General features: G+C 68.6%; 13 protein-coding genes. 4 read left to right on the plus strand and 9 right to left on the minus strand.

Annotation, left to right across the window (positions count from 1 at the left end; translation table 11 throughout):
- Positions 1-4: 4 nt before the first annotated feature.
- Both ACOEQ2_RS13150 and ACOEQ2_RS13155 read right to left on the minus strand, forming a co-directional pair.
- Positions 5-2,320: an MHYT domain-containing protein gene (locus tag ACOEQ2_RS13150; protein ID WP_419728425.1), complete on the minus strand. Its 2,316-nt coding sequence runs from the start codon at positions 2,318-2,320 to the stop codon at positions 5-7.
- 89 nt (positions 2,321-2,409) lie between these two features.
- Complete coding sequence (locus tag ACOEQ2_RS13155) at positions 2,410-2,592, minus strand: hypothetical protein (RefSeq protein ID WP_419728426.1); 183 nt, start codon at positions 2,590-2,592, stop codon at positions 2,410-2,412.
- Positions 2,593-2,915: 323 nt separating this feature from the next.
- Here ACOEQ2_RS13155 and ACOEQ2_RS13160 point away from each other — a divergent pair, with 323 nt between their 5' ends.
- Both ACOEQ2_RS13160 and ACOEQ2_RS13165 read left to right on the plus strand, forming a co-directional pair.
- A complete protein-coding gene (locus ACOEQ2_RS13160; RefSeq protein WP_419728427.1) occupies positions 2,916-3,221 on the plus strand; it encodes a putative quinol monooxygenase in 306 nt (101 codons plus the stop codon).
- 123 nt (positions 3,222-3,344) lie between these two features.
- Complete coding sequence (locus tag ACOEQ2_RS13165) at positions 3,345-3,656, plus strand: hypothetical protein (protein ID WP_419728428.1); 312 nt, start codon at positions 3,345-3,347, stop codon at positions 3,654-3,656.
- 37 nt (positions 3,657-3,693) lie between these two features.
- Here the strand turns inward: ACOEQ2_RS13165 and ACOEQ2_RS13170 are convergent, their stop codons facing one another.
- From ACOEQ2_RS13170 to ACOEQ2_RS13180, 3 genes are read right to left on the minus strand one after another with little or no spacing between them, the layout of a single operon-like run.
- Positions 3,694-5,616: an ABC-F family ATP-binding cassette domain-containing protein gene (locus ACOEQ2_RS13170; RefSeq protein WP_419728429.1), complete on the minus strand. Its 1,923-nt coding sequence runs from the start codon at positions 5,614-5,616 to the stop codon at positions 3,694-3,696.
- 30 nt (positions 5,617-5,646) lie between these two features.
- Complete coding sequence (locus ACOEQ2_RS13175) at positions 5,647-6,096, minus strand: Ivy family c-type lysozyme inhibitor (RefSeq protein ID WP_419728430.1); 450 nt, start codon at positions 6,094-6,096, stop codon at positions 5,647-5,649.
- 26 nt (positions 6,097-6,122) lie between these two features.
- The gene (locus ACOEQ2_RS13180; protein ID WP_419728431.1) at positions 6,123-6,545 is read right to left on the minus strand and encodes a lytic transglycosylase domain-containing protein; all 423 of its coding nucleotides are present in this window, start codon (positions 6,543-6,545) and stop codon (positions 6,123-6,125) included.
- Between the two features lie 227 nt (positions 6,546-6,772).
- On the opposite strand from ACOEQ2_RS13180, the gene ndk reads away from it, so the two are divergent.
- Together ndk and ACOEQ2_RS13190 are read left to right on the plus strand one after the other, a co-directional pair.
- Positions 6,773-7,195 carry a nucleoside-diphosphate kinase gene (gene ndk, locus ACOEQ2_RS13185; protein WP_419728432.1) on the plus strand — a complete coding sequence of 141 codons (423 nt, stop codon included), beginning with the start codon at positions 6,773-6,775 and terminating at the stop codon, positions 7,193-7,195.
- Positions 7,196-7,260: 65 nt separating this feature from the next.
- Positions 7,261-8,496, plus strand: a complete 1,236-nt coding sequence (locus tag ACOEQ2_RS13190) for an MFS transporter (protein WP_419728433.1) — start codon at positions 7,261-7,263, stop codon at positions 8,494-8,496.
- On the opposite strand, the gene ACOEQ2_RS13195 is transcribed toward ACOEQ2_RS13190, so the two are convergent.
- The 4 genes from ACOEQ2_RS13195 to purM all read right to left on the minus strand — a co-directional run bounded on the left by ACOEQ2_RS13195 (position 8,484) and on the right by purM (position 14,305).
- Positions 8,484-9,995 (minus strand): DUF2142 domain-containing protein, encoded by a 1,512-nt coding sequence (locus tag ACOEQ2_RS13195; protein ID WP_419728434.1) that lies wholly within the window; start codon positions 9,993-9,995, stop codon positions 8,484-8,486. The two genes, ACOEQ2_RS13190 and ACOEQ2_RS13195, sit on opposite strands and share 13 nt — an antisense overlap.
- Positions 9,992-12,601: a hypothetical protein gene (locus ACOEQ2_RS13200; protein ID WP_419728435.1), complete on the minus strand. Its 2,610-nt coding sequence runs from the start codon at positions 12,599-12,601 to the stop codon at positions 9,992-9,994. Before ACOEQ2_RS13200 ends, ACOEQ2_RS13195 begins: the two co-directional genes overlap by 4 nt.
- Before the next feature lie 9 nt (positions 12,602-12,610).
- The gene (gene purN / locus ACOEQ2_RS13205; RefSeq protein ID WP_419731222.1) at positions 12,611-13,177 is read right to left on the minus strand and encodes a phosphoribosylglycinamide formyltransferase; all 567 of its coding nucleotides are present in this window, start codon (positions 13,175-13,177) and stop codon (positions 12,611-12,613) included.
- A gap of 63 nt (positions 13,178-13,240) precedes the next feature.
- A complete protein-coding gene (gene purM, locus ACOEQ2_RS13210; protein WP_419728436.1) occupies positions 13,241-14,305 on the minus strand; it encodes a phosphoribosylformylglycinamidine cyclo-ligase in 1,065 nt (354 codons plus the stop codon).
- Positions 14,306-14,317 lie beyond the last annotated feature (12 nt).

A 14,317-nucleotide genomic window follows, 5' to 3' on the forward strand; every position in this document is an offset into this window, starting at 1 on the left:
AGGCCTATCGGACGGTTACGAAGCCGGTCGCACCCAGCTCTCGCCAGTCGGGCGCGTCCTGAATGGACACTGTGCGGACAAGCACGGGAATGCCGCGCTGACGCGCCAGGGCGATGATCTCGAAATAGGCGGCCGGCTCGGCAGACCCAGGGCTGGATCCGTCGATCATCAGCAGGCCGATCTTCCAGTCCTGGACCATGGCTTTTGCATGCGACGGGGATTCGTCCGGCGTCAGCATCGCGAGGATCCCGACCCCGCCCAGGATGCGGCGGAGCGGCTCGACGGTCTGGGTCCATCTCTTGTCGTGCGGCAGCGGCGGTATGCCGGCAACCGCCAGTGTCAGTCGACGGCGCAACCCCGGCTCGATCGTCGCGAGCCGTTCATCGAACTGGAATCGCCGGACCGGCTGGCTCAGCATCGACCATGACACCTCGACCAGAACGCGGCGGTCGTCCGGGCGGTCGTGCAGCGCCTGGATGGCCAGATCGAGCCGCAACAGGTCGAGATCGTGGCCGTGCTCGAGTGTGTTCTCGAGGGCAACCGCAAGATCGGAAATCCGGGCCAGGAGGCCCGCGTCGAAATCGACCAGTTCCAGATCCGTCGGCTTGTCGTTTCTGTCGATCACCGGCCGGGCGGCGGTGACCTCGACGCGGGACAGCCCATCGAACAACGCCCTGACGTCCTGGGCGTCGCGCGCCCGCCTGTCCTGCAGCTTTGCCGCGATATGCAGCGACGAGCCGAGAACCTCGACGGCCGTCTGGCCGGGGGCATCATGCCGGCCGCAACTGACCAGGGCGGCGCCGGTATGATGGGCGGCGGCCTCGCCGAACTCGTGCAGGAAGGCGAGCCTGATCTCCCGGGTCGCCTTGGCCAACCTGGCACGGTTCACCTTGATGTCGTCACTGGCGAACCAGAGCGCGAAGCCTTCGTCTCCCGCCCGGCTGAAGACATCCTCCGGTGAGACCACCCGCTTGATGATCCGCTCCGCGATCAGCATTGCCCGACAGGAGATGTGTTCCCAGTCATCGGCATAGGCGATCCTCAGTGCTGCGAGGCTGATCGCCTGGATCTGGCCGATATCGTGCGGAGGCAGCGCCCCGTTTTCCGGCCAGCCGGGAGCAACGCGTTCCGGCGGTACCGGTGGCTCCGCACCGACTGCCGAACGAAGGGTGCCCAACAGCCCCGGCCCTTTGCCTGCCGCCAGAAGATCGGCGATCGCTGCGAGCCGCTGCATCGCCGCCTGGCTCTTTTTCTGCGAGGTGATGTCACGGACCGCGATCGCCACCGCCGGACCCCGGTCGTAGGTGATCGGCCTGGCGAGAAGTTCGACGGCAACCTCGCCGCCGTCGCGGCATCGCAACACCAGCTCCCGGGGGCGGACATCGAGCGATGCAACAGCGTCCTGCCCACCGGGATAGCCCGCGACGAACATCGAAACCGGCTGGCCGAGCTTTTGCGGCAGGTCGTAGCCGCTCATTTCGCAGAACCTCGAGTTCGCGTCGAGAATGATGCCCTCGTGCTCGATCACGAGCCCCTCGAAGGATACGCCGGCCAGCTGGTGCAGCCGCTCCTTCTCCTTGATGGTCCTGTCCGCGAGGTGGCGATCCACCAGCGACAACGCGAAGCTCAGCAGCAGCATCGCGATGCTGAGCCCGGCGACGGCTATGGCGAGAGAAGTCGACCCGACCAGGCCAGGCAGATCCGCATGATCCTGCACGCCGTGCAGCGTGATCGCCGACATGCCGGTGAAATGCAGGACCGAGATCGCGCCTGCCAGCAAGAAGGTCGTGATCGTTTGCCGACGCTGCGAACGCAGGTCGTGCATGACCCAGATCGCAGCCGCCGAAAAAGCGGCGCTGAGCACGATCGACAGAGCCACCTGCGCGCTGTCGACCGAAATACGTCCGTGCATCCGCATCGCAGCGGTCCCGGTGTAGTGCATCCCGCCGATCGCTGCAGTCAGGAACAGGGTGCCGCCGATGACGGTGACGATCCTGTTCCTGCTCCACAGCAGGAACCCGAAGCCTGCAAGTGCGCCGGCGATCGGGATGAAGATCGACATCATGGTGTCGCGGATATCGTAGGCGATTCCGATCCCGGGCATGAAGGCGATCATGGCGACGAAGTGCAGCGACCAGATGCCGCCACCGAATTCGATCGCTGCAATGCTGGCCCATATGATCTGCAACCGGCCGGTCGATGCCTGCGCCCTGGAAAGCAGCGCCGATGCTGCCATGCAGGCAAGAATGCACATACCCACCGCAAGCCCGACCAGACGCAGGTCGTGCTGGTTGAACAGACAGTCGGCAATTTTCAGCATTGCCCGTGACCCACTCCACACATTGCGCTCAACCTACGCCGGAGGGTGTGAAGCGAAGGTAAACAGGCTGAAGATCGGGACCGCCAGCTCTAGGCGGCCCTGACCTCGTCCATGCAGCAAACGGCCTCGCTCGTCAGCTGCAGCGCCTGACGCGACAGGCCGACGGCGGCGTCCAGAACCGGGGCCGCGGCGGTTCCGGTATCGGTGGCACCCCGGCTGGCGCCGCCGATATTGACCGTGACGTCCCGGCTCGACTGCGCGGTCTGCTGCACGCTGCGCGCGATCCCTGCCGTGGCAGCACCCTGCTCCTCGATGGCTGCGGCGATGCTCGTCGAGATCAGCCGATCTGCTCGATCGTCCCGGAGATCCTGCGGACGGCTTCGACCACCCCCGGGCCGCCAGCTGGATCCGACCGAGATACGCGCCGGGCTCCCTGAAGGCCTCGGCTGTCTGGCTCAAGCGTCCGGACAGGTTGGCGGAGTCGGAATACCGGCAGCTCGGCGGTGCAGGGCGCGGTCGACAGCCAGCCATGCACGGTCGATAAACTGCCGGGCGTGCCCGTCAATCCATCCGGGCGAGATCAGGAGAAGACCCCTTGTCGGATAATACTGGCGCATTCGTGATTCTCGTCGAGTTCTCGGTCCCTCCCGCGCAGAAGCCCGGGTTTCTCGAGCTGTGTGCGTTCGACAGCAGCTCGTCGGTGCGCGACGAGCCTGGCTGCCTGCAGTTCGACGCGCTGACGACCGACGACGCACCCGAGCTCGTCATCCTGTACGAGGTCTATGCCGACAAGGCCGCCTTCGATGCGCATCTCGCCACGCCGCACTACGCGACATTTGCCGCCGGCGTGAAGGCTCTCGGTCTCGCCGAGCCAAAGGTCAGGTTCCTGACTCGCGCCTGACTGCAACATGCCGACGCAATCGAAGACATTTTGCACCGCTGTGCCGGCGTGGGTGCCGTTGTGTCGCCACGATGGCGGCACATCTTCCGCCCCATACCCAACAGCCAGGAGGTCAACCACCTCATGAACAGCCATTTCCGGATCGGTGCATCGATCCTCTTCCTGACCGCCGGCCTCGCCTGCACCGGCCAGGCCGAAGCGCAGCCATACGGCTACGCGCCGATCCCGCCGCCGCAATACGAGGCACCACCGCCACCACCACCGGTGGGCCCCCGGATGATCTGGCAGCGGGGCGGCTGGGAGTGGATCGGCGGCCGCTACGTCTGGGCGCCGGGACACTATGTCGCCTGGCGCCCGCATTACGGTGCGTGGGTTCCGGGCCACTGGGCGCGGCGCGGCTTCGAGACCGTGTGGATCCCGGCGCACTGGCGCTGATCGTCACACCGGGCTGACGCCGGGCCGATCCGGCGCGTCAGGACGCCGCTTCGAGCTCCTGCTCGGCCTCGAGCCACTCCTCCTCGGCGGTCGCCTGTTCGCGGGCGATCGCGGCGAGCCGGGTGTTGGCGCGGGTGATCTCCTCGGCCCGGCCCGGCGCGTACATCGCCGGGTCGGCCAGCCTCGCCTCCAGCGTCGCCCGTTCCGCGGCAAGCCGCGCCAGCAACGCCTCCGCATCACGTGCCCGCTTGCGTACCGGCGCCATCGCCCGCCTGGTCTCGGCCCGATCACGCCGGTCCTCCGCGCGCGCCGGCGTGGGCGCCCTGGATCCAGACTCTCCACCACGTCCGGCTTCCCGCGCCGCAGCCCGCGCACGCTCGGACAACCAGACGCGATACTCCGCCATGTCGCCATCGAACGGCTGCACCCGGCCGTCGCCCACCAGCCACAGCCGGTCGGCCACCAGCTCCACCAGGTGCGGATCGTGGCTGATCAGCAGCACCGCACCCTCGAACTCGGCGAGCGCCCGGATCAGCGCCTCGCGGGCATCCAGGTCGAGATGGTTTGTGGGCTCGTCGAGGATCAGCAACTGCGGCGCGTCGCGGGTGGCAAGCGCCAGCAGCAGTCGCGCCTTTTCCCCACCCGAGAGGTCGCGCGTCGGGGTGTCGGCGCGGTTGGCGTCCAGCCCGAACCGGGCAAGCTGCGAGCGCAGTGCCGTCGGCAGGGCCAGCGGCAGGGCGCGGGCGATATGCTGCACCGGGCTCTCGTCCGGCGTCAGTTCCTCCGCCTGGTGCTGCGCGAAATAGCCGACCTTCAGCTTGGCGTGCCGCTGCATGACGCCCGATTGCGGCTCCAGGCGGCCGGCGATCAGCTTGGCAAACGTCGACTTGCCGTTGCCGTTGGCGCCAAGGAGAGCAATCCGGTCCTCCATGTCGATGCGCAGGCTGAGGTTCGACAGGATCGGCCGGCCGTCATACCCGACCGTCGCCCGCTCCAGTGTCAGCATCGGTGGCGGCAGCTGGATCGGCTCGGGAAACGCGAACACGGTGGCGCGGTCCTCGACGACGCTCTCGATCGCCGGCAGCTTCTCCAGCGCCTTGATGCGCGCCTGCGCCTGCTTCGCCTTGGTGGCCTTGGCGCGGAAGCGGTCGACGAACGACTGCATGTGCGCCCGTCGTGCGGCGATGCGGTCGGCCGCCCGGTTCTGCTGCATGGCGTGCTCGGTGCGGATGCGCACGAACTCGTCGTAGCCGCCCGGCGTGAGTGACAGCTTGCCGCGATCCAGATGCGCGATCGCCTCCACCGCGCGGTCGAGCAGGCCGCGATCGTGGCTGACGATCAGGGCCGCACCCGGGAAGCGCGCGAGCCAGCTTTCCAGCCAAAGCGTCGCCTCGAGATCGAGATGGTTCGTCGGCTCGTCGAGCAGCAGCAGGTCCGGGTTCAGGAACAGCGCCGTCGCCAGTGCCACCCGCATGCGCCAGCCGCCGGAGAAGTCGTTCACCGCGCGCGCCTGCGCTGCCGCGTCGAAGCCGAGCCCGGACAGGATGGTGGCAGCACGGGCCGGCGCGCTGTCGGCCTCGATGGCGCGCAGCCGCTCGTGGATGTCGGCAACCCGGCCCGGGTCGTGCCCATCGCCGGCTACGGCGCTGACTGCCGCCTCGGCTTCTGCCAGCAGTTGCGTGCGCTCGACGTCGCCAGCGAGCACCGTGTCGAGCAGGTTCTGCTCCCCGGACGGGGCTTCCTGCAGGATGCGCGCCATGCGGGCCCGGCTGGACAGGCGGATTTCGCCGCCATCCGGCTGGATGTCGCCGGCGATCGCCGCCAGCAGCGTCGACTTGCCGGCGCCGTTGCGCCCGACCAGCCCGATGCGCCGGCCCGGATCGACCGTGAGATCGGCCTGGTCGAGCAGGGTGCGGCCGGCGATGCGCAACGTCAGCGCGGAGATGACGAGCAGGCTCAACTGGCGGAAGCTCCCGGGGAGCGAGAGTGTCTAAGGCAAGGGCCGATGCACCGACAAGACGGCAGTCAGGACCGCAGGCGGCAGATCGACATAATCAGCGGTCCCGAACCAGCGGGTCGAGACGGTTCGTCCGACGTGGGCGAACATCGCTATCCAGAAATTGTCACTCTTCAGGTCGAAGACCATCGTCGCGTTTTCGGCGCCGCAATCATGCGGTCGGCAGACATCGCCGATCAGGTAGTGGTCAGTGACGGAGAAGGTGTCGCCCACCGTATAGACGTGTCGCAGGAGCTTCCACTCCGCGTCCGGGAGGACCTCCCTGAGGCCCCGCGCGATCCGGGGGGTGTCGAGGAACATGGTCTTTCCGGGGCTCACTCGATCGGCAGGCGTGTGGTCTTTCCAGATCGACAGGCTGCTCCAGTCGGCCCGATCCGCCGCCACGCCGGTCTTGCCAATCGCAAGGATCAGTACGACGCCCATCTGCAGACACGCGAACGCAGACGGTCTCATGGATGGATCTGCATCAGGCACGCGACGCCGGCCGTCTTTTTCATGCATGCCTCGCAGGCGACAATATTGTCGCTATAGCCGCTACCGGTTCCGAAGGCATCCACGCCGGCCCTGACATTACCCCCCTGACGCCGGATCCTGATGTCCAGGTAGAGCGTGCCACATTGGATGTTCTTTGCGTCGTCGCTCATGTCGGCGAGGGTAAAATGCGGCGCGTGGCCCAGGCTCAGGTTGACATCTTTTATGGCCGCTGTCGTGAGCTGCATCATGCCCCGGGCGGACGAGCCGTTTTCGTTCCTGCGTGGTCGGAAGCCACACTCTTTCCATATCAGACAGGTCAGGAACGCGTCGGAAAGGACCTTCGACTTGTTGTTCTCCCGCACTAGATCAGCAATCTCGGACAAGGTGCGTGTTGCCATTGTGCCTGCCCCGGTGACCAGCGTCGATCATCCTGCAGGAGGTCATTGTCCTCTTCCAGGCAAAAGGCAAAAGATCCAGCTCACGATCGGCCGTGATGTCTGCAATCTGGGGTTGAAGCTTCACAGCTTTCCACTGAACAGCGGAGGTGGCACGCGCCGCGTTTTTGCTCTAAATCGCGCCGCAACCCCACAGCCTGCCTCGTGCCGGCCCCTAGGAGATACCCGTCATGGCCATCGAGCGCACCCTGTCGATCCTCAAGCCGGACGCCACGCGTCGCAACCTCACCGGCAAGATCAACGCGCTGTTCGAGGAAGCCGGCCTGCGCATCGTCGCCCAGAAGCGCATCCAGCTCTCCGACGCCCAGGCCGGTGCGTTCTACGAGGTGCACAAGGCGCGCCCGTTCTACCAGAGCCTGGTGTCGTCGATGACCGCGGCCCCGGTGGTCGTGCAGGTGCTGGAAGGCGAGGGCGCGGTGCTCAAGAACCGTGACGTGATGGGCGCCACCGACCCGAAGAAGGCCGAGCCGCACACCGTGCGCGCGCAGTTCGCGGAGAGCATCGAGGCCAACTCCGTGCATGGCTCCGACAGCGCCGAGAACGCCGCCATCGAGATCGCCTTCTTCTTCGCCGGCACCGAGATCCTTCCCTGATTTCAGGGGGCCTTATCCAGGGGGACCTGACCCCCGCCGGAGAACCGAGCCGCCGACGGCCCAGCGTGGCCGCGGCGGTGATCGGCAACACCCTCGAGGTGTTCGACTTCATCGCCTACGGCACCTTCGCGGTCATGATCGGCCGCACCTTCTTCCCGACCCACGACGACTATCTCAGCCTGCTGCTGTCGGTCTCCACCTTCGGCGTCGGCTTCGTCACCCGCCCGCTCGGCGCGATCCTGGTTGGGCTGCTCGCCGACCGCCACGGCCGCCGCCACGGCATGATGATCTCGCTCGGCCTGATGGGGCTGGGCAGCCTGATGATCGCGGTGCTGCCGGGCTATGCCAGCATCGGCCCGTGGGCGCCGGCTCTGCTCGTGCTGGCCCGTCTGATCCAGGGCATCGCCTGGGGCGCCGAGGCCGGACCCGCCACCACCTACCTGTTGGAAAATGCGCCGCCTGGCCGCAGCGGGCTGTATGCCTCCTGGCAGGGCGCGAGCCAGTCTCTCGCCGTGCTCGGCGCCGGACTGATCGGCTATGTCGCGACGCTGCTGCTCGGGCCTGGTGCGATGGCGGAGTGGGGCTGGCGGCTGCCGTTCGCGCTCGGCGTGCTGGTGGTACCGGTCGGGCTGGCGCTGCGACGCGGGCTCGAGGAGGTGCCGGTCACCCAGCTGGCGGAACCGGGAAGCAGTCGCGTGGGCCAGCTGTTCTCGGCCGGCCGCGGGAAGCTGCTCTGCGCGCTGATGCTGCTGATCGCCGGCACCGTCAGCCAGTATTTCCTCAACTACATCACCACCTACGCGCTCGCCGTGCTGCACCTGCCGACCGGGCTGTCGCTGCTGGGCACCGTCATCGTCGGCGGCTGCGGCGCCATTGCCGCCCTGGTGGCCGGGCATTTATCCGATCGGATCGGCCGCATCCCGGTGATCCTGGTGCCACGCCTGGCGCTCGGCCTGCTGATCGTTCCGCTGCTGCTGTTGCTGACCGGCCATCCCGCCGGCTGGCTGTTCGGCCTGGTCGCCGCTCTCGTCACGGTGCTGCAGGTCGGCAGCTTCGCCGGCTCGGTGGTGCTGCTGGTCGAGCTGTTCCCGCCCCAGGTCCGCAGCACCGGCTTCGGCACGCTGTATGCGATCGCGATCTCGCTGTTCGGCGGCACCGCGCAGATCGTGTTCACGACCCTGATCCACTGGACGCATGATCCGGTCTCGCCGGCCTGGTATCTCGCCGTGGTGAACCTGGTCGCCGCCCTGGCAGCCCTCGGCCTTCGCGGGCCAAGAGGCGTCCCGGCTCAGCCCAGGTAGTAGCGCATGACGATGGCCCGGAGGGTGAGCGCCAGCGACACGGCCGGATAGAGCAGCAGGATGATCGCGATCGGAGCGGCCCGGGCCAGGTGTCCCTCCGGACGGCGCGGCAGGGCGAGCGGCAGGAACAGCGCGATCGGCAGGAAATAGCGACCCTGCACCCCCTCGACGATGCCGCCGCCGATCGGGCTCCAGCTCAGGTACTCCAGGACGAACACCGCAACTATGGCGGCGACGAGCAACACGCCGTTGAGCAGCATCGGCAGCAGGGACGCGTTCCCGGGCGGCCCTGGTGCCGGCCTTGGTCCCGGCTTTGGTGCCGTGCCCGGTTCGAGAATCACCGCAAGCGTGGCGACGATGAGGATGATGCCTGTAACCGCGTAGTATGGGTTCGGCAGGGTGGTATCGAGCCAGCCGAGCACGCCCACGAACTCGCGGAAATACGGCCCCCCCTCCTGCACCTGCCGAGCCAGGGTGTTGACGACAATCCGCTCGGCGAGACCGGGGTTCGCGAGGAGCGCCTGGATCTGCTGGCTCGTATGCGCCGACGTGACGTGTGGCAGGGTGACCGCACCGGTCAGCATGATCCAGCCCACGACCGGAACGGTGGTCGAGGCCGCCAGCACGAGGCGCCGGCGCCAGGCCGCTCGGTGCCAGCTATTGTCCCAGAGCAACGCGGGGATCAGGGCCAGCGGCAGATACGCAGGCCGCGCCATCGCCACCAGGCAGACCGCCACGCATGCGACAGCAAGTCGCGATCGGCCCGTCGGTGCGCCGAGCAGGGCGACGCCAAGCGCGCTGGCGGCGATCATCGGGCCGTCCTGCGAGACCGAGGCGAACAGCGCCAGCGACATCGGCAGGCACAGCACGGTGAACAGCAGCGGTGCCATGCCGCCCGCCATCCCGATCGCCACCGCCGCGATCAGCACGCTCACGCCGCCGCTCACCAGTCGCGCGAGCAGCAGGGTGTTGAGCACCGACAGCCCGGCATGCTTGCCGACCAGGATGCCGAGGGCTCCCGGCAGATAGAAGAATGGCGGGTAGATCGCGGTATTCGGGAACGCCAGCGGGCCGCGTGGCCGCCAGTCTGCCGCCGCAGCCTGATCCGCCATCGCGCGCGTGGTCTTGATCTCCGGATGGAAGCGCAACCGGTCGAACGCGGCGGACGCGCGGTCGAGGCCGAGATCGACGATGCCGCCGGCGGTATCGCCACCCTGGCGCAGGCCGAGCAGGCCCAGGCCGGCGATCTGGTCGGCACGATCGGCATGGTTGGTCTCGTCGGCGGCCTGGAACGGCGGCATCAGGCAGGCGATCGCCATGACCCCGGTGCCGCCATACGCCAGGAAGAACAGCGCCAGCAGCCGCGGTGCCCAAAGCCGCGGTTCCCAAAGCCGCGGTTCCCGGAGCCGCGGTGCCCAGAGCCGGATCGCGGATGCCCAGAGCCGGATCGCCAGCAGGCTGGGTGCCGGCCTCCGGGTGCCGAGACGAAACTGGCTCATCGGCGAGGCCTGTCCGTCAGGATGCCGCCACCGAGCAGAAGCAGCCCCAGCAGCATCGCTCCCCAGGCCCACGCGACATGCGGCGGCGCATATCCGAAGCGGATGTCGGAACGTCCGGCAGGCAACGGGATGCTCTGGAACGTTGCCTCATAGGCATCGGGCGTCAGGTGACGGTCATTCACCGTGGCGCTCCAGCCGGGGAACACCAGCTCGCGGCGGATCAATCGGGCAGGTGCGGCACAGGTGGCCGCGAGGCGCATCCGCGATTCCGGTTGCAGCACGCAGGACCCCTCCGTCGTGGCGAAGTAGGGTGCGGGGTCCGGCAGGCGGAGGATGTCGATCGTCGGGTCGGCATAGACGCGCGCGAGGGTCGGCTCGTGCGACACGGTATGGAGCAGCACGAACGGCGCATGTTCGCCGTCAGCCAGCGTGTCGTTCCAGACCGCCAGCCCACCCGCCAGGCTCGCAACCCGCAGGCGATAATGCACCTGGTCGCCCGCGCGGGTTTCGAGCGGGTCGTCGAGCGGCATCCAGAGCGGATGGTTGTCGACGGCCTGGGCCAGGTCGGCAGCACCGGTGCTGCACCGGGCAGCGACGCAGACCGAGATCTCGAGGCGACCCGCCGGATGGCCCGCATAGGTGCCGAGATCGACACCGGCCTGTTCGATGCGTGCATTGCCGGTGAGGCCCGGCGGCATCGCGACCTCGATCACGGTGCCGGCCTGTACGGCTTGCGGGGCGAGCGTGCCGGGCATCGCCGGAGCGCTGATCTCCTCGGCGAGCGGGTCGAAGCCGTGCGGCACCAGCAGGTCCGACACGCCGAGCGCCTCGAGGCGGCCGATCGCGGTGGCGGTCGTGCTCTGCACGGTCGCCGGCGACGGCACGTCCATGCCCAGGCGCTGCAGGCGGCTGCCGAACAGGCCGGTCATGTCCATGCCGGGATCGAGGTCGCGTCCGATCCGGGCGATCAGGGCGAGCGGTACCGGCACCGCGTTCCAGTTCAGTGACGCGATCCTGAAGTAGGCGCCGTAGTTCGGCTGCAGCAGCGACATGCTGTAGAACCGGTGCAACCCGAGCTCGTGGCGCAGGAACGCGACCGGGCCGAGATCGGCGCGCGCGTGGCGGACGCCGGAGAACACCGGCAGCGCGAACAGGCCGATCGCGTTCACCGCCAGCAGCAATGCCGCCGCCCGATCACGGCCGCGCATCGTCAGCGCGATGAATGCCGCTGCCGCTCCGAATGCCCAGAGCAGGGAGAGCAGCGGGAAGATGGCGTAGTGCGGCATCACCGCCGCAAGCGCGTGGACCGGTTTGCGCGCCATGAACGCCGCCCTTGCCGCCAGGAGTCCACAGGCCGCTCCGACCAGCAGCATCCGCCGCACGGGCGGACCTTGACCGCGACGCAGATCATCGAGACCGAGTGCGGCGAGGAGGCTGAGTGCGAACGCCCATCCGGGGGAGGCATAGACGTAGAACATGGTCTGGCGGATCAGCGGGATCAGGTCGAATGCCTGGCTCACCCGCGGCATGCCGGCGGATTTCAACAGGCTTGCCAGCAGCCAGCCGGCCAGCACCCAGCGCAACGCGCGATGCCGCCCGCCGGTGCGCCCTGCCAGTGCCACTGCCGCCGCGACCACCAGCACGAGATCGCAGTAGCCGCCGGTATGCCACCAGACATCGGCCTCGCCGGGGACATGGTCGAAGCCATAGATCAGCGTGCCGAGAAGGTAGGGAAACAGCAGCAGCCCGTAGCTGGCAGCCATCAGGTGGGTGCCGGCGAAATCGGTGTTCTGGCCGAGGAACGATGACGGCAGGGACTCCGCGAACGGCAGCCAGGCCGGTGCCGACAGCAGCAGACCGAGCACTCCGCCGGCGCCGATCCGCCAGGCGACATCGGTCCATCGCCAACCCGCCGACGCCACCCGCCAGCCGGCGATGCAGAGCGCCAGCAGGCCGTCCATGAAGGCCGTTTCGGGGAAGCCGGCGACGATCGAGCCGGCAATCGCCACCGCGACCAGCGGCCAGCCGCCCCGCCCCCCTTCGCGCGAGAGCCGGGCGGATCGCTCGATGCCGAGCACCAGCAGCGGCAGGAACGGCACCGGCATGATCGGGCCGTGGCTGAACCAGGCGAGCGTGCCGCAGAACTCCATCAGCACGGCGCCGACCAGCCCGGAACGGCGATCCAGGCCCAGCTCGGACAGCAGGGCGAGCATGAACAGACCGGTCAGGATCTGCATGCTGATCTTGAGATAGAGCACGCCGTCCGCGAAATGCAGCAGCAGCACGAAGGGCAGGAACAGCGCCGAGTTCTGCATCTCGGCCGCGAGCGGCATGCCGAGCCCGGAATACGGGTTCCACCAGGGCAGCTGCCCGTGCAGCCACTGGTCGGCGGCGAGCTTGCCGAGCGCCTGCGTCGTCACGCCCGCATTGCCGTCGATCCAGCCGGGGAAGCCCGGCAGGATCTGGCTCGGCGTGCTGGTCGTGAGGCCGGCCTCCATGAAGAGCGGGTTCGCCGACAGCCAGCCGAGGAGCGCGGGCAGCTGGACGAGCAGCGGCAGTGCCACCAGCAGCGCCACCGCACCCCACGCGGAACGGGACACGCTCATGCCGGGCATTCAGACTGCCAGCAGCGCGCCGGTTGCCGTCGGTGTGGACGCGGCACCGAGATGCCGGGCCAGCGCCATCGGGTAGAGCCGGTGCTCCTGTTCCAGCACCCGGGCCGAGAGCGTATCGGGGGTATCGTCCGCCGCCACCGGGATCGCCGCCTGGCCGATGATCGGGCCCTCATCCATGATCTCGGTGACCAGGTGCACGGTGCAGCCATGCAGCTTCACCCCGGCTGACAGCGCCCGCTCGTGGGTATGCAGCCCGGGGAAGGCCGGCAGCAGGCTCGGATGGATGTTCAGCATCCGGCCCTGCCAGCGCAAAACCAGGAACGGCGTCAGCAGCCGCATGTAGCCGGCGAGGCACACCAGCCCGATCCCCGCCGCCTCGAGTGCCGCGTCGATCTGCCGCTCATGCGCCTCGCGGTCCCGCCCGTGCGGCCGGTGATCGATCGCCAGCGCCGCAATCCCGGCCTCGGCGGCGGTGCGCAGGCCGGCCGCATCCGGGTTGTTGCTCAGCACCAGCGCGATCTCGGCCGGAAACCCCGGCGTGCGGGCCGCCTCGATCAGCGCCGTCATGTTGCTGCCGCGGCCGCTGACCAGCACCGCGACCCGGGTCCGCCCGCTCCCTGAAGACACGCCTCAGAACGCCGGCATGCTGGCGAAACGCACGCTGGCCGGCGCGTCCGGGCTCGCTGCTGCCTCGATCCGCCCGATCAGCGTCACGCTCTCGCCGAGCTCCGCCAGCAAGGCACTCGCGCTGGCGACATTGGACACCACCAGCGCCATGCCGATCCCGCAATTGAACACCCTGAGCATCTCGTCGGGCGCCACCGGGCCGGTGCGGGCGAGCCAGGGAAACACCGGCGGCATCGGCCAGGCGTCGCCCTCGAGCACCGCCACCGTCCCCGCCGGCAGCACCCGCGGCAGGTTGCCCGGCAGCCCGCCGCCGGTGATGTGCGCCGCCGCCCGCAATACCCCCGCACGCACCAGCGCCATCACCGGGCCGACATAGAGCCGGGTCGGGATCATCAGCGCCTCGCCGAGCGACATCAGCGGCGCGAACGGTGCGGGCGCGTCCCAGCCCATTCCGGTGGCGGCCACGATGCTGCGCACCAGCGAGAAGCCGTTCGAGTGCACGCCGCTCGAGGACAGCCCGAGGATCACGTCGCCCGGCGACACCAGCTTCGGCAGCAGCGCGTCACGCTCGGCCGCACCCACCGAGAAGCCGGCCAGGTCGTAATGGCCCGGCGCATACATGCCGGGCATCTCGGCCGTCTCGCCGCCGACCAGCGCGCAGCCGGACAGCCGGCAGCCCTCGGCGATGCCCTGCACCACGCGTGCGGCGTCTTCCAGGGCAAGCTTGCCGGTGGCGAAATAATCCAGGAAGAACAACGGCTCGGCCCCGGCCACGACCAGGTCGTTGACGCACATCGCGACCAGGTCGATGCCCACCGTCTCGTGCCGCCCGCTCTCGATCGCCAGCATCAGCTTGGTGCCGACGCCGTCGGTGGAGGACACCAGCACCGGATCCAGAAACCCCGCCGCCTTCAGGTCGAACAGCGCGCCGAAGCCGCCGAGGCCGCCCATGGTGCCGGGACGGTCGGTCGCCTTGGCTGCCGGCTTGATCGCCTCGATCAGCGCGTCGCCGGCCTCAATATCCACCCCGGACCCGCGATACGAGGCTGTGACCGGTTCCGAACCCATGGCGTGCCCTCC

The sequence above is a fragment of the Lichenicola sp. genome, from assembly GCF_965198575.1.
Taxonomy (GTDB): Bacteria; Pseudomonadota; Alphaproteobacteria; order Acetobacterales; family Acetobacteraceae; genus Lichenicola.